This is a genomic window from Streptomyces sp. NPDC007084, assembly GCF_040703595.1.
Classification (GTDB): domain Bacteria; phylum Actinomycetota; class Actinomycetes; order Streptomycetales; family Streptomycetaceae; genus Streptomyces.
The window spans coordinates 26,339-50,953 of sequence record NZ_JBEYFY010000045.1; the positions used below are offsets into that span (position 1 = coordinate 26,339).

The 24,615-nt window shown below is 71.9% G+C and carries 22 protein-coding genes and 1 pseudogene; 7 read left to right on the forward strand and 16 right to left on the reverse strand.

Annotated features, from left to right (window positions below; all coding sequences use genetic code 11):
• Positions 1–21: 21 nt before the first annotated feature.
• Positions 22–411, forward strand: a pseudogene (locus AB0912_RS27345) (ATP-binding protein); the annotation flags it as partial.
• Between the two features lie 45 nt (positions 412–456).
• On the opposite strand, the gene AB0912_RS27350 reads toward AB0912_RS27345, so the two are convergent.
• The 4 genes from AB0912_RS27350 to argS form a co-directional block, all read right to left on the reverse strand.
• Positions 457–1,149, reverse strand: a complete 693-nt coding sequence (locus AB0912_RS27350; protein ID WP_366704298.1) for a hypothetical protein — start codon at positions 1,147–1,149, stop codon at positions 457–459.
• Between the two features lie 84 nt (positions 1,150–1,233).
• Entirely contained in the window at positions 1,234–2,034 is an 801-nt protein-coding gene (locus AB0912_RS27355) for an endonuclease/exonuclease/phosphatase family protein (RefSeq protein ID WP_366704300.1), read from the reverse strand.
• A complete protein-coding gene (locus tag AB0912_RS27360; RefSeq protein ID WP_366704302.1) occupies positions 2,025–3,314 on the reverse strand; it encodes a hypothetical protein in 1,290 nt (429 codons plus the stop codon). Before AB0912_RS27360 ends, AB0912_RS27355 begins: the two co-directional genes overlap by 10 nt.
• Positions 3,315–3,485: 171 nt before the next feature.
• Positions 3,486–5,255: an arginine--tRNA ligase gene (gene argS, locus AB0912_RS27365; protein ID WP_366704304.1), complete on the reverse strand. Its 1,770-nt coding sequence runs from the start codon at positions 5,253–5,255 to the stop codon at positions 3,486–3,488.
• A gap of 154 nt (positions 5,256–5,409) precedes the next feature.
• Here argS and lysS point away from each other — a divergent pair, with 154 nt between their 5' ends.
• Positions 5,410–7,152 carry a lysine--tRNA ligase gene (gene lysS, locus AB0912_RS27370; RefSeq protein WP_366704338.1) on the forward strand — a complete coding sequence of 581 codons (1,743 nt, stop codon included), beginning with the start codon at positions 5,410–5,412 and terminating at the stop codon, positions 7,150–7,152.
• 91 nt (positions 7,153–7,243) lie between these two features.
• On the opposite strand, the gene AB0912_RS27375 is transcribed toward lysS, so the two are convergent.
• The 3 genes from AB0912_RS27375 to AB0912_RS27385 all read right to left on the reverse strand — a co-directional run bounded on the left by AB0912_RS27375 (position 7,244) and on the right by AB0912_RS27385 (position 10,916).
• Positions 7,244–8,692 (reverse strand): DUF2637 domain-containing protein, encoded by a 1,449-nt coding sequence (locus tag AB0912_RS27375; protein ID WP_366704306.1) that lies wholly within the window; start codon positions 8,690–8,692, stop codon positions 7,244–7,246.
• Between the two features lie 202 nt (positions 8,693–8,894).
• Entirely contained in the window at positions 8,895–9,857 is a 963-nt protein-coding gene (locus AB0912_RS27380) for a DUF3558 domain-containing protein (protein WP_366704308.1), read from the reverse strand.
• 147 nt (positions 9,858–10,004) lie between these two features.
• Entirely contained in the window at positions 10,005–10,916 is a 912-nt protein-coding gene (locus AB0912_RS27385; protein ID WP_366704310.1) for a DUF3558 domain-containing protein, read from the reverse strand.
• A gap of 202 nt (positions 10,917–11,118) precedes the next feature.
• On the opposite strand from AB0912_RS27385, the gene AB0912_RS27390 reads away from it, so the two are divergent.
• On the forward strand, positions 11,119–12,312 hold the full coding sequence (locus AB0912_RS27390; protein ID WP_366704312.1) for an RtcB family protein: 1,194 nt from the start codon (positions 11,119–11,121) through the stop codon (positions 12,310–12,312).
• Between the two features lie 16 nt (positions 12,313–12,328).
• On the opposite strand, the gene AB0912_RS27395 is transcribed toward AB0912_RS27390, so the two are convergent.
• From AB0912_RS27395 to AB0912_RS27405, 3 genes are all read right to left on the reverse strand, one after another.
• Positions 12,329–12,511, reverse strand: a complete 183-nt coding sequence (locus AB0912_RS27395) for a hypothetical protein (RefSeq protein WP_366704314.1) — start codon at positions 12,509–12,511, stop codon at positions 12,329–12,331.
• A complete protein-coding gene (locus AB0912_RS27400) occupies positions 12,511–13,278 on the reverse strand; it encodes an SDR family NAD(P)-dependent oxidoreductase (RefSeq protein WP_366704316.1) in 768 nt (255 codons plus the stop codon). The genes AB0912_RS27395 and AB0912_RS27400 overlap by 1 nt, the downstream gene beginning before the upstream one ends.
• A 231-nt stretch (positions 13,279–13,509) precedes the next feature.
• The gene (locus AB0912_RS27405) at positions 13,510–13,848 is read right to left on the reverse strand and encodes a YnfA family protein (protein ID WP_366704318.1); all 339 of its coding nucleotides are present in this window, start codon (positions 13,846–13,848) and stop codon (positions 13,510–13,512) included.
• 164 nt (positions 13,849–14,012) lie between these two features.
• On the opposite strand from AB0912_RS27405, the gene AB0912_RS27410 reads away from it, so the two are divergent.
• Positions 14,013–14,495 carry a hypothetical protein gene (locus AB0912_RS27410; protein ID WP_366704340.1) on the forward strand — a complete coding sequence of 161 codons (483 nt, stop codon included), beginning with the start codon at positions 14,013–14,015 and terminating at the stop codon, positions 14,493–14,495.
• 328 nt (positions 14,496–14,823) lie between these two features.
• Here the strand turns inward: AB0912_RS27410 and AB0912_RS27415 are convergent, their stop codons facing one another.
• Positions 14,824–15,237, reverse strand: coding sequence for a helix-turn-helix domain-containing protein (locus AB0912_RS27415; protein WP_366704320.1), 414 nt, complete (start codon positions 15,235–15,237; stop codon positions 14,824–14,826).
• Positions 15,238–15,361: 124 nt separating this feature from the next.
• Between AB0912_RS27415 and AB0912_RS27420 the strand changes: the two genes are divergently transcribed.
• The 3 genes from AB0912_RS27420 to AB0912_RS27430 all read left to right on the forward strand — a co-directional run bounded on the left by AB0912_RS27420 (position 15,362) and on the right by AB0912_RS27430 (position 18,173).
• Complete coding sequence (locus tag AB0912_RS27420; protein WP_366704322.1) at positions 15,362–16,252, forward strand: NADP-dependent oxidoreductase; 891 nt, start codon at positions 15,362–15,364, stop codon at positions 16,250–16,252.
• A 137-nt stretch (positions 16,253–16,389) separates the two neighbouring features.
• Positions 16,390–17,481 (forward strand): LLM class flavin-dependent oxidoreductase, encoded by a 1,092-nt coding sequence (locus tag AB0912_RS27425; RefSeq protein ID WP_366704324.1) that lies wholly within the window; start codon positions 16,390–16,392, stop codon positions 17,479–17,481.
• Positions 17,478–18,173, forward strand: a complete 696-nt coding sequence (locus AB0912_RS27430; RefSeq protein WP_366704326.1) for a CE1759 family FMN reductase — start codon at positions 17,478–17,480, stop codon at positions 18,171–18,173. The genes AB0912_RS27425 and AB0912_RS27430 overlap by 4 nt, the downstream gene beginning before the upstream one ends.
• A 67-nt stretch (positions 18,174–18,240) precedes the next feature.
• Here the strand turns inward: AB0912_RS27430 and AB0912_RS27435 are convergent, their stop codons facing one another.
• The 5 genes from AB0912_RS27435 to AB0912_RS27455 all read right to left on the reverse strand — a co-directional run bounded on the left by AB0912_RS27435 (position 18,241) and on the right by AB0912_RS27455 (position 24,228).
• The gene (locus tag AB0912_RS27435; protein WP_366704328.1) at positions 18,241–19,701 is read right to left on the reverse strand and encodes a HAMP domain-containing sensor histidine kinase; all 1,461 of its coding nucleotides are present in this window, start codon (positions 19,699–19,701) and stop codon (positions 18,241–18,243) included.
• A gap of 153 nt (positions 19,702–19,854) precedes the next feature.
• Complete coding sequence (locus AB0912_RS27440) at positions 19,855–20,565, reverse strand: response regulator transcription factor (RefSeq protein ID WP_366704342.1); 711 nt, start codon at positions 20,563–20,565, stop codon at positions 19,855–19,857.
• 140 nt (positions 20,566–20,705) lie between these two features.
• Positions 20,706–22,664, reverse strand: a complete 1,959-nt coding sequence (locus tag AB0912_RS27445) for an amino acid transporter (RefSeq protein ID WP_366704330.1) — start codon at positions 22,662–22,664, stop codon at positions 20,706–20,708.
• A 73-nt stretch (positions 22,665–22,737) separates the two neighbouring features.
• Positions 22,738–23,403, reverse strand: coding sequence for a class F sortase (locus tag AB0912_RS27450; protein WP_366704332.1), 666 nt, complete (start codon positions 23,401–23,403; stop codon positions 22,738–22,740).
• A gap of 270 nt (positions 23,404–23,673) precedes the next feature.
• Positions 23,674–24,228: a hypothetical protein gene (locus tag AB0912_RS27455; RefSeq protein WP_366704334.1), complete on the reverse strand. Its 555-nt coding sequence runs from the start codon at positions 24,226–24,228 to the stop codon at positions 23,674–23,676.
• Between the last annotated feature and the right edge of the window lie 387 nt (positions 24,229–24,615).

Below are 24,615 nucleotides of genomic sequence, written 5' to 3' on the forward strand. Positions count from 1 at the left end.
ACTGTGCGCAACTCTCGTCCCATGAACGAGACCATCCATCTCCCGCCCCTGCGCGAACGCTTCTTCCGACGGGACCGGCGGTCGATCCCGGCCGCCAGGCGGTTCGCCCACGAGACGCTCGCCGGGTGGGGGCTCGCCGGTACCGAGCGGGCCGACGACGTCCTGCTGTGCGTGAGCGAGCTGGCGACCAACGCCCTGCTGCACGCCGTACCGCCCGGCCGGCACTTCCGGGTCTTCCTGCGTTACGCCGGCGCCGTCCTGCGCGTCGAGGTCCACGACAGCGGCCCGGGGACCCCGAGGATCGTCGACCGTGCCGACGAGGGCGGCCGGGGCCTGCTCCTGGTCGCCGCGTTCGCCGACCGCTGGGGGGTCGCCGAACGGCACCCGGGGAAGGCGGTGTGGTGTGAGTTCGCCGCGTCGCCGGAACCGGTGGCCGCGTGTCGCGGGCGGGACGAGTCAGAGCAGCGCGGCCAGGGCGCCGAGGCCGGCGAGGTAGTCCTCCGCCGAGATGCGGGACTTGACCATCGAGGCCGGGCGGGCGCCGGCCGGGCTGAACACGTCGGTGCGGCCGAGCCGTCCGCCGCCCGTCTCCAGGAACAGCGTGACCGTCGGCTCCCCGGGGTCGCACGAGGCGCGGTGCAGGGTGTGCGCGGGCAGCGCGTAGGAGGAGCCCGCGGCGTAGTGCGCCGTGTGCAGGAGGCGAAGCCGTGCTGTACCCCGGGGAGTGAGGAGCCAGCCGGCGTGACGCTCCGGCAGACGCTCCTCGTAGGCCGTCGTGACGAGGTCGGTGTCCGCCTCCGGGCCCGGGGCGCGTTCGTACAGCTCCATGCGCAACCGGCCCCGCACCACGTGGGAGGCAAGCGCGGAACGGTGGTTGTGCACGTCCTTCCCGCCGACGGCGTCGTTCCCCGCCTGCCACAGATGGGCCCGCAGCCTGTGCTCGGCCCCGGCGTCGATCAGCAGGAGTTTCCGGAAGCCGAGCACGTGCTGGTAGGAGCGCTCCGCACAGTGGGCCGTATCGCCCTCTCCCGCGGCCAGTTCCGCGATCAGCCCCCGCAGGAAGTCCGGCCGGGCCAGTGAACTCACCACGGAGCGCGCGGCGTCCACCAGTTCCGCCGCGGGCAGCGCGGTGCCCAGGGTCTCGGCCATCGTGCGCCTCGCCGCCGTGATCCGTACCCCCATGAGCACCTCGCTGTCCGTCGAACGGTTTCCATTCGGCTCGGTCGGCCGGCGTCAGGGGGACGGACGATGCCCGGCTCCGGTGGCCGGCCGGAAGGACGCGAGGCAGACCCGGTGGTCGGAGAAGTTCTCGACGGCGTCAACTCCCGTCAGGGTGACGGCGGCGCCGTGGAGGATGTCGTCGTAGGCCCTGTCCCGGTAGGTGGGGCGGCCTTCGAGGGAGCTGGACAGGGGCAGGCTGTCCGCGCGCAGCATCAGTGAGCGGTCGTCCGTGTTGAAGTCGCCGCACACCAGGAGGCGGTCGTGCTGGCCCCGGCGGCGCAGTTCGTCGGCGAGGGCATCCCAGACCTCCTTGAACTCGGCTTCGTCCGGGGCGCGCCGGAACAGGTGGAACGGGAACGCGTGCAGGCTGACCACACGGAGGTCGAGGCCCCACAGCGAGACCGTCGTGCCGACCAGGCCCTTGTCGTGGCTGTGGATCTCCTCGCCGTCGATCTCGGTGCGCAGTCGGGGATTGGGCAGCATCGCGGCCTCGGGGTCCCGCAGCGGGTACCGGCTGGCCACGGCGACCCCGCTGAGACGTCCGGGGAAGAACGAGGACGCGTGCAGCGGACGGGCGGCGACGTGCCGCAACTCCGTCCGCCGTCGCACCTCTTCGAGGAGTTCCGAGCCGCCCCCGGCGTCGAAGCCGACTTCCTGGAAGGCCGCGATGTCGACCCGCCGGTCCGTCAACAGGCGGACCACCTCGTCCGTCGCGGGTTCCGGGCCGGCCCCCCTTCCCCCCGCTGCGGGCAGGCCCTCGTGGAGGTTCCAGGTCGCGACGGTCAGCGGGTCACCGGCGCGGGTCACGTCCATCCCGTCACCCTCAGCGCGTAGTCCCTGACCACCACCGCCCCCTGGTACGTCATCCAGATCGGTTTCGTGTCGTCGTGCCATCGCCAGGTGCCGTCCTTGTAGCTCTTGAGGGTTTCGTCCACGGCCTCGGCCAGTTTCTCCTCGCCGCCCCGCGCGCCGGGAAGCATCAGGGCCCGCGCGACCCAGGCAGGGGTGAAGTGGCCCACCATCAACGCGTCCACGGTCCCGTCGTCCACCGGCCGGCGGAGCTGTTCGTCGGTCGTGCGCAGATCGAGGTCGGACGCGCACAGCCATCCGATGCCCGCGCGGGCGCTGTCCTCGAATATCGCGCCGTCGGACAGCACACCGGCCGCGCGGTGCAGGGCGATGGCGGCGCGGGCGGTGTGCGCCGCCGACCTGCCCGAACTGTGCAGGCTCTCCGACCAGTAGGCGACGCTCCCGCCGTCGGCGTCCTCCGTGTGGGCGCCGTCCAGGAGCCGCCTCGCCAGCCAGCCGAGCTTCGGTGAGGCCGGGGCGATCTCGGACAGGGTGGAGACGGCCACCGTCAGTACCGTCGTGCGGTCCATGCCCAGGGGGTCCTCCGCCGGGTCGAGCATGCTCTCCAGGAGCCGGACCAGGTCCGATTTCGTCGCGGCGTCCAGACCGGCGCGGAACATCGCGGCCAGCACCCACGCGGTGATCTCGGGGCGCCCCCTGTTCCGCTGGGTGCTGGCCGCCCACCCTCCGCCCGGCTTCTGGAGGGCGAGCAGCGAATCGACGACCTGGCGCCGGTCGATCCGGGGATCACGTATGTCGAGGGCCGTGACCAGCCTCAGCCCGTACGAGGAGCCCACTGCCGTGGGCGGCACCTGATGGTCGTTCAGATACTGCGACCAGCCGGCCAGATCGACGCCCCGGTGCCGCCTCTCACGGAATTCGGCGAGGACGCTCCGGGCGGAGTCGTCGATCACCCGGCGTACGGACACCGACGGGGTCCGGAGCTGCGGCGGGGCGGCGGGTGCCGCGCCGGGGCCGGGCGAGACGCGCGGCCCGAACAGGCGCAGCAGGAGCCCGATACACAGGGCGCACAGGCCCGCGAACAGATACCGGAGGAGGGAGACGCTGAACCAGTCCTCCGGTAACGCGTAGTCCAGGAGCCCTTTGTAGGCGACGAGGGCCGCGGTGAAGGGGCCGAGGGAGACCAGGGCCTCCCTGAGACGGAAGCGCGCTGGCGGGGCTGGTGTGGCAGGGGCAACCGGTGGAGTCGGCGTGGCCGGTCTCACCCGGTTGACGTGGGCCATCCTGTTCCCTCCCCCTGGAGGAACCTCCGCGACGCGACGGCTCAGGATAACGCGCCCGGCGCGGCCGGGGTGGCGGTCGGCGAAGCCGGCGGCTGCTCCACCGGTACGGGGGAGGAGCCGCCGGGCCCCGCGCGTGCCGAAGGGGTGCCGGACTCGCGGAACGTACCGCGATCAGAGCCGCTCAGGCGTCCTGATGCCCAGCAGGGACATGCCCTGGTGGAGGGTGCGGGCCGTCAGGTCGCAGAGGAACAGGCGGTTCTCCGCGACCTCCTGGGCGGGGGCCGGCTTGATGACCGGGCACTGGTCGTAGAACGTCGTGTAGAGCGAGGCCAGTTGGTACAGGTACGCGGCGAGCTTGTGCGGCGCGTACTCCGCCGCGACCTCCTCCAGCGTCTCCCCGAACCGGTCCAGGTGCAGGCCCAGCTCCCGCTCGGCCGGGGCCAGTTCCAGCTCCGGGTGGGCCACCGGGGTGCGGTCGCCCGCCTTGCCGAAGATCGACCGGATCCGGGCGTACGCGTACTGGAGGTACACCGAGGTGTCGCCGTTCAGCGAGACCATCTGGTCCAGGTCGAACTTGTAGTCCCGCACGGCCGAGGTCGACAGGTCCGCGTACTTCACGGCACCGATGCCGACGTACCGGCCGTTCTCCTCGATCTCCGGCTCGCTCAGGCCCACCTTCCCGGCCTTCTCCCGCACCACCGACGTGGCCCGGTCGATCGCCTCGTCCAGCAGGTCCACCAGCCGCACCGTCTCGCCCTCACGGGTCTTGAACGGCTTGCCGTCCTTGCCCAGCACCGTGCCGAACGCGAGCTGGTGCGCCTTCACGTCGTCGTTCAGCCAGCCCGCCCGGCGCGCCGTCTCGAAGACCATCTTGAAGTGCAGGGACTGCCGGGCGTCCACCACGTACAGCAGCGTCGACGCCTTCAGGTTGAACACCCGGTCGCGAATCGCGGACAGGTCGGTCGCCGCGTAGCCGTAGCCGCCGTCCGACTTCTTCACGATCAGCGGCACCGGGTTGCCGTCCGGGCCCTTCACGTCGTCGAAGAACACGCACAGCGCGCCGTCCGAGCGGACCGCGACGCCCGACTCCTCCAGGAGCCGGCAGGTCTCGTCCAGCATGTCGTTGTAGCCGGACTCGCCGACGACGTCCGCGTCCCGGATCTCCATGTCGAGCTTGTCGAAGACCGAGTAGAAGTAGATCTTCGACTCGTCCACGAACTTCTGCCACATGGCCAGCGTCTCCGGCTCGCCCGCCTGGAGGTCGACCACCCGGCGCCGGGCCCGCGTCTTGAACTCCTCGTCGGAGTCGAAGACCGTCCGCGCGGCCTTGTAGAGCCGGTTCAGGTTCGACATGGCCTCCTCGCCGGAGACCTCGCCGCCCTGGTGGTCCAGCTCGTGCGGGTGCTCGATCAGGTACTGGATGAGCATGCCGAACTGGGTGCCCCAGTCGCCGATGTGGTGCCGCCGCACGACGGACTCGCCGGTGAACTCCAGGCTCCGCACCACCGCGTCGCCGATCACCGCGGACCGCAGATGGCCGACGTGCATCTCCTTCGCCACGTTCGGCTGGGCGTAGTCGATCACCGTCGTGCCCGGGTGCTCCGCGAGCGGCACACCGAGGCGCGCGCTGTCCGCGTACCGCTCCGCCAGGTTCCGCACGATCGCGCCGTCGGTGATCGTGATGTTCAGGAAGCCGGGCCCGGAGACCTCGATCTCCTTGATCACGTCACCGGACGCCACCTCGGCCACCACCCGCTCCGCCAGGTCCCGCGGGTTGGCCTTCGCCTTCTTCGCGAGGGCGAGGATTCCGTTGGCCTGGAAGTCGGCCCGGTCGCTTCGGCGCAGCAGCGGGTCCGCGGAACCGGCCTCCGGCAGGGCTGCCGAGAGGGCGTCCGCGAGGCGCTGGTGGACGGAAGCGGTGAGGGACGTGACCGAGGCCATGGAGTGGCTGCCGTTCTAGTCGGGTTCCGGGTTCGTGCAGTACAGGAAAGCCAGTATCCCACGCGGTGAAAAGCCGTTTTCGCGGTTGCGGCCCGAGCTGGGAGAATGGTGCGGTCAGCCGTACTGGCGTATGAGACGTATGAGAAAGAAGGACGTGCCGATCGTGGCTCAGAGCACCGAGACCACCGACTGGGTCTCCCGTTTCGCGGACGAGGTCATCGAGGAGTCGGAGCGTCGGGCCCCGGGCAAACCTGTGGTCGTCGCGTCCGGTCTCTCCCCCTCCGGCCCGATCCACCTCGGCAACCTCCGCGAGGTCATGACCCCGCACCTGGTCGCCGATGAGATCCGCCGCCGCGGGCACACCGTGCGCCACCTGATCTCCTGGGACGACTACGACCGCTACCGCAAGGTCCCGGCCGGGGTCGCGGGCGTCGACGCGTCCTGGGCCGAGCACATCGGCAAGCCGCTGACCTCCGTCCCGGCGCCCGAGGGCTCCGCGTACCCGAACTGGGCCGAGCACTTCAAGGCCGCGATGACCGAGGCGCTCGCCGACCTCGGCGTCGAGTACGACGGGATCAGCCAGACCGAGCAGTACACGGCGGGCGCCTACCGCGAGCAGATCCTGTTCGCGATGAAGCACCGCGCCGACATCGACGCCATTCTGGAGCAGTACCGCACCAAGAAGGCCCCCGCCAAGAAGCAGCAGGGCCAGAAGCCGGTCGACGAGGCCGAGCTGGAGGCCGCCGAGGGCTCCGGCGCCGCCGCCGAGGACGACGGCAGCTCCACCTCCGGGTACTACCCGTACAAGCCCTACTGCGGCCAGTGCGGCAAGGACCTCACCACCGTCACCTCCTACGACGACGACACCACCGAGCTGACCTACACCTGCGGGGACTGCGGCTTCTCCGAGACGGTCCTGCTCAGCGAGTTCAACCGCGGCAAGCTCGTCTGGAAGGTCGACTGGCCGATGCGCTGGGCGCACGAGGGCGTGATCTTCGAGCCCAGCGGCGTCGACCACTCCTCGCCCGGCTCCAGCTTCCAGGTCGGCGGCCAGATCGTCGGCCTCTTCGGCGGCAAGCAGCCCATCGGCCCGATGTACGCGTTCGTCGGCATCAGCGGCATGGCCAAGATGTCCAGCAGCAAGGGCGGCGTCCCCACCCCCGGTGACGCCCTCCAGATCATGGAGCCCCAGCTCCTGCGCTGGCTCTACGCCCGCCGCCGCCCCAACCAGTCGTTCAAGATCGCCTTCGACCAGGAGATCCAGCGGCTCTACGACGAGTGGGACAAGCTCGCCGGCAAGGTCGCCGACGGCACCGTGCTGCCCGCCGACGCCGCCGCGTACAGCCGCGCGGTCGGCACCGCCGCCGGGGAACTGCCCCGCACCCCCCGTCCGATGGCCTACCGCACCCTGGCCTCCGTCGCCGACATCACCGCCGGCGCCGAGGACCAGACCCTGCGCATCCTGAGCGAACTCGACCCGGAGAACCCGCTCGCCTCCCTCGACGAGGTCCGGCCCCGGCTCGACAAGGCGGAGACCTGGATCAACACCCAGGTCCCGGCCGAGGAGCGCACCGTCGTCCGCGACGAGCCCGACGTCGAGCTGATCGCCTCCCTGGACGACCAGGGCCGCGAGTCGCTGCGGCTGCTCCTCGACGGACTGGAGCGCAACTGGTCCCTGGACGGCCTCACCCACCTCGTCTACGGCGTTCCCAAGGTCCAGGCCGGCTTCTCCGCCGATGCGACCGCCAAGGAACTCCCCGCCGAGATCAAGGTCGCCCAGCGCACCTTCTTCGCGCTGCTCTACCACCTGCTCGTCGGCCGCGACACCGGCCCGCGCCTGCCCACCCTGCTCCTGGCGGTCGGCCAGGACCGCGTCCGCAAGCTGCTGTCGGCGTAGGACTTCGGCCCAGGCCTTTCAGGCGGTACGTGGAAGGGGGGGCGCCCGGTGATCACCGGGCGCCCCCCCTTCCACGTAAGCCGTGGCGCGGCTACGCGATGTGGTCCTCCTGCAGCTCCGCCGTGTGGCGGTTGGTGAAGCGGGCCACCATCCGGTCGGCCTCGCGCTGCGGGAGCATGATGCCGTACGTGGCCTCCACATTGCCCCTGAACTGGCCCGAGGTCGGGTAGCTGCCGTCTATCGACTTCTTGAAGACCAGGTAGTAGTCGTCCTCCGTGGGCTCCGAGCCGCCGCCGGCGCCCATCTCCCGGGTACGGCCCGGACCGGCCGGGATCGGGAAGGTGCCGGTGTCCTCCGGGGACGGGTCCGGCGCGGGCTGCTCCTCGTACCGCTGCCGGGCGAGCGCCTGCTGCTCGAACCGCCGCTGCTCCTCCTCGTACTGCCGGAACTGCTCGGCCTGCGCGAACTGCTCCTCCTGCGCGGACTGCTCGGCCTGCGCGAACTGCTCCTCCTGCGCGAACTGCTCCTCCTGCGGGAACCGCTCGGACCGCGGGAAACGCTCGCCCCGCTGCTCCGCGTACTGCTGGAACTCCTCGGCCCGCTGCTGCTCCTCGTACCACTGCCGGTCCGCCGCGTCCGGGTCGTACGTCGGGTCGTAGCCGCCCTGGTACTCGACGGACTGGGGGTCCCGCGCCTGGAGCCACGGGCTCTGCGACTCGGGCGGCTCGGGGTAGCCCTCCGGCTCCTCGGGGAGCTGGTCCGCCTCGGCGGCGGGAAGCTGCTCGCGGACCGGCGCCCGCTCGCCCCGCACGGCGGCGGCCGCCGGCTCGGCCTCGCGCGTTACCCGCACGGCCGGCGCCGGGGGGAGGAGGGCCGGTTCGATGCCCGCGGCGGCCAGGCCGGAGGGGGCCGTCTCGGCGAGGGGGACGCCGTAGCGGGCGAGGCGCAGCGGCATCAGGGACTCCACCGGGGCCTTGCGGCGCCAGGCGCGGCCGAAGCGGGAGCGCAGCCGGGCCTGGTAGACCAGCCGCTCCTGCTCCAGCTTGATGACCTGCTCGTAGGAGCGCAGCTCCCACAGCTTCATCCGGCGCCACAGCAGGAAGGTCGGCACCGGCGAGAGCATCCAGCGGGTGAGGCGGACACCCTCCATGTGCTTGTCGGCCGTGATGTCGGCGATCCGGCCGATCGCGTGCCGGGCCGCCTCGACGGAGACCACGAACAGCACCGGGATCACGGCGTGCATGCCCACGCCCAGCGGGTCGGGCCAGGCCGCCGCGCCGTTGAACGCGATCGTCGCCGCCGTCAGCAGCCACGCCGTCTGCCGCAGCAGCGGGAAGGGGATGCGGATCCAGGTCAGCAGCAGGTCCAGCGCCAGCAGGACGCAGATGCCCGCGTCGATGCCGATGGGGAAGACGTACGCGAAGTTGCCGAAGCCCTTCTTCAGGGCCAGCTCGCGGACCGCCGCGTACGAACCCGCGAAGCCGATCCCGGCGATGACGACCGCACCGGCGACGACCACACCGATGAGTATCTTGTGCATCCGAGTCAGCTGTATGGGCGCGGACACCTGTACTTCCCTCCCCTTGCGTGTTGTTGCGCGCAACAGAGTGGCACATGTGTGCGGCGTACGGGTGCTCGGCATGAGGGGAGCCCGGTCCCTGGGGGACCGGGCTCGCGTCATCGTGCGTACAACTGTCCTGCTCAGAGCGGAGGTTGGGCCTCCGGAACAGTCCGCGTACGGGTCAGTCCTTCTTCGCCGCCGACTTCGCCCCGTCGTCGGACGGCGACTTCGACGCCTTGTCCGAACCGGCGGAGGACTTGGAGGCGGCCTTGGAACCGGGCTTGGAGGCGGCCTTCGAGGACGGGCCGTCGGACGGGGCGCCCGACTGGTCGTCCGACGGGGAGGCGCTCCCCGAACCGTCGCCGGCGCCCTTGCCGTCCGCGTCGCCCTTGCCGTCCTTGTTGGCCGCGGACACCGCCGCGACGGCCTCCTTCGTGGCCTTCTCCGCCGCCTTCAGCAGGTCACCGGAGTCCGGGGTCTTCTCACCCGCGAGACCGGCGCCGTTGTAGTCGACCGTGACGACCACGTTCTCCACCCGGGCCACGACCGTCTGCTGCTTGAAGGAGCCCTCCTTCTTCTTCAGGTCGTAGCGCACGGCCGTCGCCTCGTCGCCCGTCCCGGCGACCGGAGCCGAGGTGGCGCCCTTCGCGCCCTCCACCGCCCGCGCGCCCGCGACCTGCTTGCCGAAGTACGCCCGTGCCTGCTCCTCGCCCGAGCCGCGCGCGTCCGATTCGAAGCGCAGCAGTGCCACGTTCAGCCAGCGGAACTGGGAGCCCTTGACGCCGTTGTTGTCGAGGCTGCTCCAGTTGCAGTTGCCGCGCTGCCCCGCGTCGTCCGAGAGGCCCTTCTTGCCCGACTTGTCGGCCTTGGGGACCAGTTCGCCGAGGGTCTTCTTCGACAGCACCGAGCACGGCCGGGGAAGCGTCGTGTACTTGGCGGGCTGGACGGCCTCGGAGGTCGGGCTCGCGGACTTCTTCGCGTCCGGGGTGGCGCTCGCGCTCTGCCGGGCGCCGGCGGAGCCGGAGTCCGAGCCCGAGTCCGAGGAACAGCCCGCTGCGACGAGCACCGCCGGGACGGCGGCTGCGCTGACAAGGATGCGGGTGAGTCGCGGTGCTCGGCCTACTCGCTGTACTGGTCGGTGCATGGTTCCTTCACTCGTGGCGCTCGTGGTACGGCCGCACCTGGAGGGTGCGACCGGTCGGGTCCGAGGGGCCACGGTACGCGGTGATCCGCCGGGCCGGTTCCCGTTCGGGCGGTTCGCGCCGGGGTGCCCGAGGGGGCCTTCGGGCCGTCAGCCGTTGAGCTTGTCGTCCAGTACGTCGGCCAGTTTCCGGGCCCTGTCCTGCATTTCCTCGCTGTCGGGGACGCCCCCGGAAGCGGTCGGCTGCTCCGCGTACTCGATGGTCACGATGACGTTCGACGTGCGGAACACCACAGTCACCGTGCGCTGCCGGGCGGTCGAGGAGCCCGGGCTCAGCGCGTCGTCCAGGAAGGCCTGGTCGCCCAGGTCGTCGAGGACGCGGGGCTGGAGCGCGGCGGGCGTCTCGGCGGGGGAGCCGGAACCGGAGGGCGAGCCCGAGTGGGAGGGCCCCGGCGTGCCGCCGTCCCCGTCGTCCTCACTGTCCCCGCTGCCGCTGCCGCTGGTCGGGGTGCTGGAGGCGGTCGCGGAGGCGCTTTCGGAGGAGGAACTGTCGGAGGCGCTGTCGGATGCGCTGTCGGAGGCCGTTCCGGAGGAGCTTCCGGAGGCGACGGGCTCGGGGAGGTTCGCCTCCGTCTGGCGGGAGTTGTACAGCTCCTCGGCCTTGTTGTCGTCGCTCACCGCGTTGTCGTACGACACCACCCGCTCGAAGTTGACCGAGAGGTGGTCGGTGGCGGCGGCGGACTCCACCTTCCAGCGGCAGCCGTCACGCCGGTCGGTGTCATAGGTGAGCGCGGCCTCGCCCGCGTACGCCTTCTCCTGCTGCGCCGGGTCGGTGAGCTGCGCGATCCCCGGCAGGAGCGCGTCCAGCGTCTTGTGGTCGACCGCGCCGCACGCCTCCGGGAGGGTGCGGTACTTGCCCGGCTGGGCCGCCACGGTCGTCGTACCGGAGTCGCCGCCCTTGGAGTCGCTCGGCGAACCCCCGTCGCCCGAACCGCCGGAGCACCCCGCCAGCAAGGCCGCGAGGAGCACGGCGGCGCCGGGTACGTACGCCTTCCGCTGCACGGTCAGGCTCCTCTCGACGGTTCCCCGGGGCGCTTCGGCCCGGGTGTCCTGTGGTTATTCGGTTGCCGCACGGGGGCGACCCCTGGAGACAATGTGTATCGCACGCACAGCCGTGGACGCCGGTCCGTTGTCCTATACGTCGACCTAGGCGCCGGTTTTGCGATTTAAGACTTCTGTTGTTTTCCGGGGGATTGAGGACGTTATGTCGTACGTAGAGGTGCCGGGGGCGAAGGTTCCCATCCGCATGTGGACCGACCCGGCGTCGGTCGAGGACGTGGCACTCCGCCAGCTCCAGAACGTGGCGACCCTGCCCTGGATCAAGGGCCTCGCCGTGATGCCGGACGTGCACTACGGCAAGGGTGCGACGGTCGGCTCCGTGATCGCGATGCGGGACGCGGTGTGCCCGGCGGCGGTGGGCGTCGACATCGGCTGCGGCATGTCCGCGGTCCGCACGTCACTGACGGCCAACGACCTCCCGGGCGACCTCTCCCACCTGCGCTCCCGCATCGAACAGGCGATCCCGGTCGGCCGCGGCATGCACGACTCCCCGGTCACCCCGAACGCCTTCCACGCCCTGCCCACCGCCGGGTGGGACGACTTCTGGGGGCGCTTCGACGGGGTGGCGGAGGCGGTCAGGTTCCGCCGGGAGCGGGCACTGAAGCAGATGGGGACGCTGGGCTCGGGGAACCACTTCGTAGAAGTTTGTGTTGATACGTCCGATTTCGTCTGGATCGTGCTGCACTCCGGGTCCCGGAACATCGGCAAGGAACTCGCCGAGCACCACATCGGCGTGGCCCAGAAGCTCCCGCACAACCAGGGCCTGGTCGACCGGGACCTCGCCGTGTTCGTCGCGGACACTCCGCAGATGGCGGCGTACCGCAACGACCTTTTCTGGGCCCAGGAGTACGCCAAGAACAACCGGACGATCATGATGGCGCTCCTGAAGGACGTGGTCCGCAAGGAGTTCAAGAAGGCGAAGCCGGTCTTCGAGCCGGAGATCTCCTGCCACCACAACTACGTGGCGGAGGAGCGGTACGAGGGGATGGACCTGCTCGTCACCCGCAAGGGCGCCATCCGCGCGGGCTCCGGCGAGTACGGGATCATCCCGGGCTCGATGGGCACCAGCTCGTACATCGTGAAGGGCCTCGGCAACGAGAAGGCCTTCAACTCCGCCTCCCACGGGGCGGGCCGGCGCATGAGCCGGAACGCGGCGAAGCGGCGCTTCTCGACGAAGGACCTGGAAGAGCAGACCCGGGGCGTCGAGTGCCGCAAGGACTCCGGCGTCGTGGACGAGATCCCCGGCGCCTACAAGCCGATCGAGCAGGTGATGGAACAGCAGCGCGACCTCGTGGAGGTCGTGGCCAAGCTGAAGCAGTTCATCTGCGTGAAGGGCTGAGCCGCCCGGCGGCCGGTCACTTCGCGTGGAGGACCGCGTAGATCATGACGAAGGCGATGATGTGGATGCCGAAGAGGAAGTACGCGAGGTAGTACCAGACGTAGCGTTCGCGTTTTTTCTCCAGGGCGAGGCGGGCCTGTTCGGCTGTCGCCTCCGGCTTCTCCTCGGGGGACGGCTGGTCTGATGCCCGGTCCGGCATCACTGCTCCCTGTGGACCTTGGTGTTCGACGCCTGGGCGCGGGGGCGCACCACCAGGAGGTCGATGTTGACGTGGCTCGGGCGGGTGACGGCCCAGGTGATGGTGTCGGCGACGTCGTCCGCGGTGAGCGGCTGGGCGACGCCCGCGTAGACCTTCGCGGCCTTCTCGGTGTCGCCGCCGAAGCGGGTCAGCGCGAACTCGTCGGTCTTCACCATGCCGGGCGCCACCTCGATCACCCGGACCGGCGTGCCGACGATCTCCAGGCGCAGCGTCTCCGCGAGCACGTGCTCGGCGTGCTTGGCGGCGACGTAGCCACCGCCGCCCTCGTAGGTGCCGTGGCCCGCCGTCGAGGACAGCACCACCACCGTGCCGTCGCCGCTGGCGGTGAGCGCGGGAAGCAGGGCCTGGGTCACGTTCAGGGTGCCGATGACGTTCGTCTCGTACATCTGGCGCCACTGGGCCGGGTCGCCCGTCGCGACCGGGTCCGCGCCGAGCGCGCCGCCCGCGTTGTTCACCAGCACGCCGATCGTCTTGAACGCCGTCGCGAACTCGTCCACTGCCGCCCGGTCCGTGACGTCCAGCGCGTACGCCGTCGCCTGGCCGCCCGCCGCGGAGATCTCCTCCGCCAGCGCCTCGATACGGTCCTTGCGGCGCGCGGTGATCACGACGCGGTAGCCCTCCGCGGCGAGCTGCCGGGCCGTGGCGGCGCCGATTCCGCTGCTGGCACCGGTGATGACGGCGATACGGGACGCGGCGGCGGGGGTCATACGGCTGCTCCTGCTTCGTGGGCGGGGGTGGGGTGGGGTGGGCGTGGGGCGCTTCGGGGGCGGGGCTGGTGGTGCTTGCGGTGCTCGTGGTGTCTGCAGTGCCTGTGGTGCTCGCGGTGTCTGTGGTGCTTGAGGTGTCTGGGGGGGGCTTGGCCGGGTGGGTGGGTCTCCTCTGTCTCCGGCAAGGATAAGTGGGGGCGCTGAGGGGGCGGGGTGAGGGGGAGTGGGGGCTTACGTGCCGCTGCGGGGGCCGTACATGATCACGGCCATGCCGGCCAGGCAGATCAGCGCGCCGGTGACGTCCCAGCGGTCGGGGCGGTAGCCGTCGGCGACCACGCCCCAGGCGATCGAACCGGCCACGAAGACACCGCCGTACGCGGCCAGGATGCGGCCGAACTCGCCGTCCGGCTGGAGCGTGGCCACGAAGCCGTACACCCCGAGGGCCATCACGCCCGCGCCGATCCACAGCCAGCCGCGGTGCTCGCGTACGCCCTGCCAGACGAGCCAGGCGCCGCCGATCTCGAAGACGGCGGCGAGGGCGAAGAGGGCGGCCGAGCGGGCGATGAGCATGCGGTCACTCTTCCATGCGGGTTGTGCGAGGGCTTCCATGCGGGTTGTCGGGGGGCGCGGGGGGTCTGGGGGCGGTTCCGGGCGGGGGATACATCGCCGCGACGACGGGTTGATGACCCGATGATCGTGACGGTCTCGGGCCGGTGGAGGAAATGGCCATGTGGATGCAGGGTGTGGTGGGTCTGATGGGGGCGGGGGCTGTGCTGGTGGGAGGGGTGGGACTCCCGGGAGCGGGTGTGGGCGTGGGTGTGGGGGCGGGGGTGCCCGAGGCCGATCTCGCGTATCACGGGGTCGTGTCCATGGCCGCCGGGCGGGTCGACCTCCGGATGACCCCGCGCAACCACGGGCCGGACCCCGTCGAGGACGCGACGGTGCGGCTGCGGTGGTCGGCCGCGCTGGGCGACTCCCAGCGGTTGCCGGAGGGGTGCGCGCGCTCGGGGGAACGGGAGCTGGTCTGCCGGACGGGGGCGTTGCCGGCGGACGGGGCGGGGGAGGAGATCCGGCTGACGGTACGGCTGCGGGAGGTCGCGTCGGAGGTGACGGTGGAGTTGGAGACGGTGTGGGGCGGGGGGTCGGTGGACCGGAACCACGCGAATGATCGCCAGCGGGTGTTGGCGTTGGATACGGGGGATGTCTACGCGTTCTAGGGGGCGGGGGCGGGGGCGGGGGCGGGGACGGGGGCGGCCGTGCCGGTACATCCGTAGGGGGCTGCTCGATCCGGGCGTAAGCGACGGACATGTGATGTACCGGCAACGGCCCCTTCCGCCGGATGCCAGATGCCAGATGCCGGGTGCGGGCAGAGATTTCAGCCCCTCCGGCGTTTGAGGAGCGGGGTCCGGGGCGGAGCCCCAGGGGCGGGACGGGTAGGGGCGGAGGGGGCGAAAGAAGGCTGGTGGTCGGGTCGGTGACCGCGCCGGGAGGGGCGGGACGCCGGGGGAGGAGCCGGCGCCCGGGGAGTCGCGGGAGCCGGGGTGACTACGCGGAGTCGGTGGACGCGTCGTAGCGTTCGCGGGCCTCGGCCACCTCCTCGATGTGCTGCTCCGCCCAGTCCTTGACCGCGGTGAGCAGCAGGCTCAGATTCACCCCGAGCGGAGTCAGCTCGTAGTCGACCCGCACCGGCACGGACGGAGTGACCGTCCGTGACACGATCCCGTCGCGCTCCAGCGACCGCAGAGTCTGCGTGAGCATCTTGGGACTGACCCCGGCGATCTTGCGTCCGAGGTCGCTGTAGCGCATGGCCCCCCGCGCCTCGGCGAGCGCACTCACGATCAGGCTGACCCACTTGTCGCTGATGCGGTCGAGAAGCTGGTTGGTGGGACAGCTCTTGATGAACGCGTCGTACTCGACGCGGGCCTGCTGCCGCCGCTGCGCCGCGGTCGTGGTCCCCATCGCTCACCTCCGGGTGGCGTACGCACCTTCAGGTGCCTACTTACCGGCGGATAGTAACTCTTCCTAGGGTTGTCGCAACGGGTGAAAGGCCCGGTCAAATGGCCTGAGAATGAGGTGAGTTGGCATGCGCGCTGCGGTGGTGACGACGTTCGGCGGCCCGGAGTCCGTCGAGATCGCCGAGGTGCCGGTACCGGAACCGGGGGCCCGGCAGGTGCGGATCAAGGTGGCCGCCGCGGCGGTCAATCCCGTCGACGCCGGAGTCCGCGCCGGGGTCTTCGGAGGCGCCGGCAAGCGGCTCGGCCTCGGCTGGGACGTCGCCGGTGTGGTGGACGCGGCCGGGGTCGCCTCCGGGTGGGCCGTGGGCGACGAGGTGGTGGCGCTGGCGTACGGGACGGCCAAGGCGGTCGGTACGCACGCCGAGTACGTGGTGGTCGACGTCGACGCCGTGGCCGCCGCGCCCCGCTCGGTCGACCCGGCGCACGCCGCGACCCTGCCGCTGAACGCCCTGACCGCCGCCCAGGCCCTCGACGCGCTCGCCCTGGAGGCGGGGCGGAGTCTGCTGGTGACGGGTGCGGCCGGCGCGGTCGGCGGATACGCCGTGGAGCTGGCGGCCGGGCGCGGGCTGGTGGTGACCGGCCTCGCCCGGGAGGGTGACGAGCGGCTCGTCCGGTCCCTGGGTGCCGAGCGCTTCGTGTCGGGCCCGGTGGCGCCGGGGAGCGTGGACGCGGTGCTGGACGCGGCGATCGTCGGCGCGGACGCGCTGGAGTGGGTGCGGGACGGCGGCGCCTTCGTCGGCGTCATCCCGGGCGCGCACCCGGCCTCCGTACGGGGTGTGCGGACCGGATCGGTGGAGGTGGCCGCCGACGGGGCTCGCCTCGCCGAGCTGGTGGCGCTGGTCGACCGGGGAGCGCTGACGACGCGCGTCGCGCGGACCTACCCGCTGGACGAGGCCGCCAAGGCGCACGCCCGGCTGGCGGAGGGCGGTCTGCGCGGCCGGCTGGTCCTCGTGCCGTAGGGGTTGCGTGGGCCGGGTGGCGGACGGGGCGTGTGTCGGGCCGGGGGGCGGGGTGCGGGGCGGTCGTGGAATACCCGGGGTGGGGTGATGGTTCGAGGGTATAGTTGAACCGTCAACAACTTGGAGGGTGAGCGACCATGCAGTTCGGGATCTTCAGCGTCGGCGATGTGACTCCGGACCCGACCACGGGCCGGGAGCCGAGCGAGCACGAGCGCATCAAGGCCATGGTCGCCATCGCGCGCAAGGCCGAGGAGGTCGGCCTCGACGTCTTCGCGACCGGCGAGCACCACAACCCGCCGTTCGTCCCGTCGTCCCCGACCACCCTGCTCGGCTACATCGCCGCGCAGACCGAGAAGCTCGTCCTGTCCACGTCCACGACGCTGATCACCACCAACGACCCGGTGAAGATCGCCGAGGACTACGCGATGCTCCAGCACCTCGCGGACGGCCGCGTCGACCTGATGATGGGCCGCGGCAACACCGGTCCCGTCTATCCCTGGTTCGGGCAGGACATCCGGCAGGGCATCAACCTCGCCGTCGAGAACTACGCGCTGCTGCACCGGCTGTGGCGCGAGGACGTGGTGACCTGGGAGGGCAAGTTCCGTACGCCGCTCCAGTCCTTCACGTCGACGCCGCGCCCGCTGGACGGGGTCCCGCCGTTCGTCTGGCACGGCTCCATCCGCTCGCCGGAGATCGCCGAGCAGGCCGCGTACTACGGCGACGGCTTCTTCCACAACAACATCTTCTGGCCCGCCGACCACACCAGGAAGATGGTCGAGCTGTACCGCGAGCGGTACGCGCACTACGGGCACGGCACCGCCGAGCAGGCGATCGTCGGCCTCGGCGGCCAGGTCTTCATGCGGCCCAACTCGCAGGACGCGGTACGGGAGTTCCGGCCGTACTTCGACAACGCGCCGGTGTACGGGCACGGGCCCTCGCTGGAGGACTTCACCGAGCAGACCCCGCTGACCGTCGGCTCGCCGCAGCAGGTGATCGAGAAGACGCTGGCGTTCCGCGACTACGCCGGTGACTACCAGCGCCAGCTTTTCCTGATGGACCACGCCGGGCTGCCCCTCAAGACCGTCCTGGAGCAGCTCGACCTCCTCGGGGAGCAGGTCGTGCCGGTGCTGCGCGAGGACTTCGCCAAGGGGCGGCCGGCCGATGTGCCGGACGCGCCGACCCACGCGGCCCGGGTGGCCGCCGCCCAGGAAGAGGTGACCGTCTCATGAAGCTCGTCGTCGTCTCGGCGGGACTGAGTGTTCCGTCGTCCACGCGGCTGCTGGCCGACCGGCTGGCGGCGGCGGCCGCCGGCCGGGCCGCCGGGTCCCTCGACGTCCAGGTCGTCGAGCTGCGGGATCTCGCCGTCGAGATCGCGCACAACTTCACCAACGGGTTCCCCGGGCGGGCGCTGGCCGGCGCGATCGACGCGGTGACCTCGGCGGACGGGCTGATCGTCGTCACGCCGGTGTTCTCCGCCTCGTACAGCGGGCTGTTCAAGTCGTTCTTCGATGTGCTCGACAAGGACGCGCTGGCGGGGAAGCCGGTGCTGATCGCGGCCACCGGAGGGACCGGGCGGCACTCGCTGGTCCTCGAACACGCGTTGCGGCCTCTGTTCGCCTATCTGCGGGCTGTGGTGGTGCCCACCGGGGTGTACGCGGCGTCCGAGGACTGGGGGGCCGAGGGGCTCTCCGAGCGGATCGAGCGGGCTGCGGGGGAGCTGGTGGTGTTGATGTCCGGCCTCGCGGGGCGGCCGGCGCCCGCTGGTCCGGAGGTGCCGGCTGGGTCCGGTGTCCCTGTGCCGGACGCCTCCGGTGGCACCGGAGAGTCGCCGGCGCTTCCTGGCCAGGCGGCCGGGGCGGGGCGTGCGGGCGGGTTCCGGGTGGTGCCGTTCGAGGAGCGGCTCGCGGCGCTGCGGCGGTAGGCGTTTCTCGTTCCCTCCGCCCTTGCCCTTCCCGTACCGGGGGCTCGGCCCCCCGGACCCTCGCTTCTCAAACGCGGGAGGGGCTGGGCTTTTCGCGCCCTCGGCCGGTTGCCGTGAAGCCGATTACCGTGCCGCCGCCCGGGCGGGCGTAGGCGAAGGGGGTGCCGCCGTGGGACTTGGCCACCTCGCGGACGATGGACAGGCCGAGGCCCGAGCCGGGGAGGCTGCGGGCGTCGGCGGTGCGGTAGAAGCGGTCGAAGACGCGTGCGAGGTCGTCCTCGGCGATGCCGGGGCCCCGGTCGAGGACCTCGACGCGTACCGGGCCGGGATGTCCGGCCGGTTCGCCGAGGGGCCCGGTCACCACCACCTCGATCGGCGCCGTCCCGCCTTGGTCGAACTTCGCCGCGTTCTCCACCAGGTTGGAGACCGCGCGCTGCAGGGCGGTCGGCCGTCCGTCGACCGTGGTGTCGCCGGTGACGGCGAGGGTGATCTCCCGCCCGGTGCGCCGGCGCGCGACGATCACCGCGTCCTCGGCGAGTTCGGCGAGGTCGAGCCGCCGTACCGGCTCGGTGTCGGACTGGCCGGCCGCGAGGGCGACCAGCTCGTTCACCAGGTCGGTCAGCTCCCGGGACTCCAGGGCGAGGTCGGCGACGAGTTCCTCGCGCGCGTCGGGCGGCAGCTCGTCGATCCGGCGGAGCATGGAGATGTTGGTCCGCAGCGAGGTCAGCGGCGTACGGAGTTCGTGGCCGGCGTCCTGGACCAGGCGGCGCTGGTCCTCCTCGGACTGGGCGAGCCGGCCGAGCATCCGGTCGAAGGAGCGGCCGAGCCGGCCCACCTCGTCGTAGCCGGTGACCGGCACCGGGATGCCGAGACGCCCGGTGCGCGCCACGTCCTCGGCGGCCCCGGCGAGCCGTACCAGCCGCCGGGTGATGCGCCGCGCGAGCCACCAGCCGAAGAGCCCGGCGGCGATGACGACGGCGCCGACGAGCAGGACGGTCCGCTGCTGGAGTTCCCGCAGCAGGTCCTCCGTGTCGCTGAACTGCTGGGCCACCTGGACCGCGCCGCGTCCGCCGCCGAGGGAGACGGTCGCGAGCCGGTAGCGGTCCCCGTCGACGTCGACGTCCTTGTGCTGCGCCAGTTTTCCCGCCGGGCGGTCGTCGGCGACCGCCCGGTCCCGTCCGTCGACGGGCAGCGGCGGGCTGCCGCGGTCGGCCACCGTCCCGCCGGGGCCGAGGACCTGCACGTCGGTGCGGCTGGGCCGGATGATGTCGTCGAGGGGACCGTTGTGACCGGGGTCGGGGGTGGCGAAGTCCGCGGGGCGCAGCGGGTGGGCGCGGACCTGGTCGCGCAGGTCCTGGACGACCTCGGCGAAGACGGTCTGCTGGTCGACGCGGACGAGCCGGGCGGCGGCGTCGTAGCTGAGGAAGCCGACGAGGACGGTGACGGCGGCGGCGACGGCCGCGAAGGAGACGGTGAAGACGGCCCGCAGGGAGGACAGCCGCCGCAGCCGCCCCAGCCGGCCGGACACCCCCGCCCCGGCGAGGCGGGGCCCCCACGCGTCACCGGTACGGGGCCCCCACGCGTCGCCGGTACGGGGCCCACACGCGTCGCCGGTACGGGACTGTCCGCCCGGCGACGGCGGCTCCGCCGGGCCCCCCTCCGGCGACGGAGCCGACGGCACTCAGTCCTCCCGGAGGACGTAGCCGACGCCCCGGACGGTGTGGATCAGGGAGGGCGTTCCCGGCTCGTCCAGCTTGCGGCGCAGGTAGCCGACGTAGACCGCGAGGTTCTTGGAACCGGGGCCGAAGTCGTAGCCCCAGATGCGGTCGTAGATCGTGGAGTGGTCGAGGACGATGCCGGCGTTGCGGACGAGGAGTTCGAGGAGTTCGAACTCGGTCCGGGTCAGCTCCAGCTCGCGCTGCCCGCGCCAGGCGCGCCGGGCCTGGACGTCCATGCGCAGCCCGGCCACGGCGATCTGCCCGGCGCCGGCCCGCGCCTCGCGCGGGGCGGGGGCCGCGCTCGCGTCGAGGGGGCCGCTCCCGGTACGGCGCAGCAGCGCGCGGAGCCGGGCGAAGACCTCCTCGACGTCGAACGGCTTGACCACGTAGTCGTCGGCGCCCGCGTCGAGGCCGGCGATGCGGTCGGCGGTCTCGACCAGCGCGGTGAGCATCAGGATCGGCGTGCGGTCGCCCTCGGCGCGCAGTACGCGGCAGACCTGGAGGCCGTCGATGCCGGGCATCATCACGTCGAGGACGAGGACGTCCGGCGGGGTGCGGTGGGTCTGGGCCAGTGCCTCCACGCCGTCGGCGACGGCCGTCACCTGGTAGCCCTCCAGGGTGAGCGCCCGTTCCAGGGCGTGACGGATGGCGCGGTCGTCCTCGGCGAGCAGCACAGTCTGGGGCACCCGACCAGTCTGCCAAGCGCCGGCCGGGCGCGGCCTGGCGGGCGGCTCCCGGGCGGGGCTTCTTACCGGCCTCTCACTCCGTACCGGGCGGGTCGGCCGGCCCGCCCGGTACGCGGCCCGGCCGGTGGTCAGCCGACGTGGACGCGGGGGCGGCGGGCCGGGTCGGGCTCGGCCTCGCGGAGCACCTCGCGGGTGACGGGCGCGACCTCGCCCTGGCCGAAGAGGAAGAACCGCAGGAAGTTGGCGAACGGGTTGCCCTCGGTCCACTCGAAGTAGATGTGCGGGATACGGCCGGTGGTGTCGCGGACGTGCAGCAGCAGGGCGGCGAGCGCGTTGGGGATGGAGGAGGACTCCAGGGTCAGGACGCGGTAGCGGCCGTGCAGCACCTCGCCCCGTACGTTCATCACGGACTCGAACTCGGAGGGGTCGCGGACGGTCACCTCCAGGAAGACGAAGTCCTCCTGGGCGGGGAAGTCGTGTTCGGCGCGGATCTGCTCGACCTTGGCGCGGTACTCGGCGATGTCGCGCTTGTCGGGTTCGTTGGCGACGAAGCGGATACGGCGGCTGGCGATGTCGCGGACGAACCGGTCGGCCAGCGGGTCCACGCTGACGCTGGTGACACGCAGCTCGAAGGAGCGCGCGAGCCGGGAGAGGAAGGACACCAGGATGATGCCGGCGATGAAGCAGGCGCCGATCTTCACGCCGTCGGGGCGTTCGATGACGTTGACGACGGTCGTGTAGAGGAAGACCGCCGAGATCACGGCGAAGCCGGCCGTCCAGTGTCTCTGGCGGGCCTTGCGGGCGGCGATGGTGACGGCGATCGCGGCCGAGCTGATCAGGACGAGCACACCGGTGGCGTACGCGCTGCCCTGCGCGTCGACGCTCGCGTCGAAGATCCAGGTGACGAGGAACGCGACCAGGATGAAGACGATCACCATGGGGCGGACGGCGCGCGCCCAGTGCGGGGCCATGCCGTAGCGGGGGAGGTAGCGCGGCATGAGGTTGAGGAGCCCGGCCATGGCGGAGGCGCCGGCGAACCAGAGGATGGCGATGGTGGAGGCGTCGTAGACGGTGCCGAAGGCGTTGCCGAGGTAGTGGTGGGCCAGATAGGCGAGGGCGCGGCCGTTGGCCTGGCCGCCGGGCTCGAACTCCTTCTCCGGGATCAGCACGGTGGTGATGAAGCTGGTCACGATGAGGAAGACGCTCATGACGGCGGCGGCGGTGGTGAGGAGTTTGCGGGTGCCGCGGATACGGCCCGCCGGGTGCTCCTCGGTGTCGCCGGGGTCGCCCTCGACGTGCGGCATGACGGCGACGCCGGTCTCGAAGCCGGAGAGGCCGAGGGCGAGTTTCGGGAAGACGAGCAGGGCGACGCCGACCATGGCGAGGACGTTGCCGTGCTCGGCGGTGAGCGCGCTGGACCAGTCGGTGACGACGTGGCCGTGCGTGGCGACCTGCCACAGGCCGGTGACCGCGACGACGACGTTGAGGCCGAGATAGCCGCCGACGAGCACCACGGCGACGCCGACCGCCTCCAGGAAGCCCTTGAGGAAGACCGCGCCGAGCAGGGCGATGAGGGCGAGGGTGATGACCATCTGCCGGTCGTGCAGGGCGCTGTTCAGGTGCGGGTTCTCCACCAGGTGGGTGGAGGCGTCGGCCGCCGACAGGGTGATGGTGATGAGGAAGTCGGTGGCGGCGAAGCCGAGCAGGGTGAGGACGAAGAGCTTGCCCTGCCAGAACGACAGGAGCCGTTCCAGCATCGCGATCGAGCCCTCGCCGTGCGGGCTCTCCTCGGCGACGCGGCGGTAGACGGGCAGGGCGCCCGCGAGGGTGACGACGATGAGCACGACGGTCGCCACGGGGGAGAGCAGTCCGGCGGCGAGGGCGGCGATGCCGGGCTGGTAGCCGAGGGTGGAGAAGTAGTCGACGCCGGTCAGGCACATGACCCGCCACCAGCGCTGGCCCCGGTGGGCGGGCTCGGGTTCGGCCGGGCGGGGGAGCTGCCGGCCCGTGCCCTTGCCCATGTCGGACAGGCCTTCCAGCATCCAGGCGCGCAGCCGGCTGGGCGGGGCGGGCTCGGGGCTGGCCATCGGCGGCTCTCCTGACGTACGGCTCGTCGACGCGTCCCGGGGGCCCGCGCAGCGCCCCGGCGGCGGGGGTGCGTCAGACGAGGTGCGCGAAGACCACCAGGTTCTCGGTGTAGTCCTTGGCGGAACGGTCGTAGTTGCCGGCGCAGGTGATCAGGCGGACCTGGGCGTCGGGGGTGTCGGCGTAGACGCGCTCGTCGGGGAAGTTGTCCTTCTCGAAGGTGTCCGAGCTGTCCACGACGAAGTTCGCCGTACGGCCGTCGGCCCGCTTGACGCTGAACTTGTCGCCCTTCTTCAGGTCGCTCAGCCCGGCGAACACGGCGGCCGAGGTCTTCGTGTCGACGTGCCCGGCGATGATCGCGGCGCCCAGTTCACCCGGGGAGACGCCCTTGGCGTACCAGCCGACCAGGTTCGTGTCGTTCGCCGGCGGTGGTTCGAGCCTGCCTGAGTCGTCGATGGCCAGCTCGGTGAACGGCGCGTCCACCTCGATCTTCGGGATGAGCAGCCGGGTCGGCGCGGACCGGGGGAGGTGCTTGGCGGAGGGACTGGCGGAGGAGGACGCGGGGGCCGAGGCGGCGGGGGCCGCGGCGGCACGTGAGGTGTGCGAGGGGCCGGACGGGTCGTCGTGACCGCGGAACACGCTCGTGGCCAGGACGATCGCGATGCCCGCGCACCACACGATCCAGGTCAGGCCGCGCCGGGGGTTGCGGGTCTCGTCGGGAGAGGACAACCGGGCTGCCATCGGGGACCACCTCATCGGGGCATGGGGTTGGGCGGGGGGAGTACGTATGGGTGCAGGGGGGCGGGCGATGCAAGGGGTGCGGGTGGTGCGGGTGGTTCAGGGGGTACAGGTGGCGCCAGTGGTGCAGGGGGATTCGGCCGACGGCGGGGCGGGGCGGGGCGGAGGCGGCGGTGGGGGCGGGGGCGCCGGGCGGGGTGACGGGAGGAAGCCGGCCGGGCCGCCACGGAAAGCGTGGGGTGGCGGCCCGGGCCGCTATGTCGTCAGGCATGGTCAGGCCACACCGCCCCCGGCGTTCCTGCGGCGCAGCATGTAGGCACCCGCGGCGCCGAGACCGAGGACCGCGACACCGCCGGCCGTGACGCCCGGCGTGGCGAGCCCGCCGCCACCGGTGTGCACGCCGCCGTGCGGCTTCTCCTCCTCGTCCTTGCCGTGGTCGTCGCCCCACGAGCCCTTGTCGTGCTCGGACTCCCAGCCCTTCTCGTGACCGGAGTCGGAGTCCGAGGACCCCTTGTCCTTGTAGGTCTCCGGGTCGTACTTCTTGTCGCCCTTCGAGGAGTCGTCCGTCTTGAGGGCCGTCAGCGCGCCGCCGCCGGTGTGCATACCGCCATTCGGCTTCTCGTGCCACGAACCCTTGTCGTGGTCGCTGTCCTTGTCGTGCTCCTTGCCGTAGGAAGAGGAGGAGTCGTCGTGCTCCTTGCTGCTCGACGAGGAGGACGAGGAGTCGTGGTCCCAGTCGCCCGCCGTGACGGCGTAGGCGCCGGGGGCGGCGATCGCGAGGGCGGCGGTGGCCGTCGCGGCGGCGAGGAGCATGCGGGCAGATCGCATTGTCGGAGTCCTTCCGTCGCGGCCGGGCAGCTGACCTCTTGTCAGCACACATGAACCCGGCCCGACGTGATCCACCGTCAATCCGATCCGCCGTGCCCACCACTTGGGACGCCCGCTCGGCCCACCCGCCCGGCCGCTTGCCCCCGCCCGCCCGTTCGCCCACTCGGGAACTACCCCACCTCGCTGACCTGCCCGTTCGGCAGACGCCTCCGGCGTGTCGCCGGGCCCGTACGGCGCGCCGTGCTTGACCCGATCGGCGGCGACTCGTCTGCTCACCTCGGCGGGCGTGTCGGGGCGCGGGGCGCGCGCGGCGGCGGGGGGCGTGGGTGCGAGGGGCACGGGGTGCGGGGGGTGCGGGGGCGCGCCGGTGTGAGGGTGCGGGGCCGG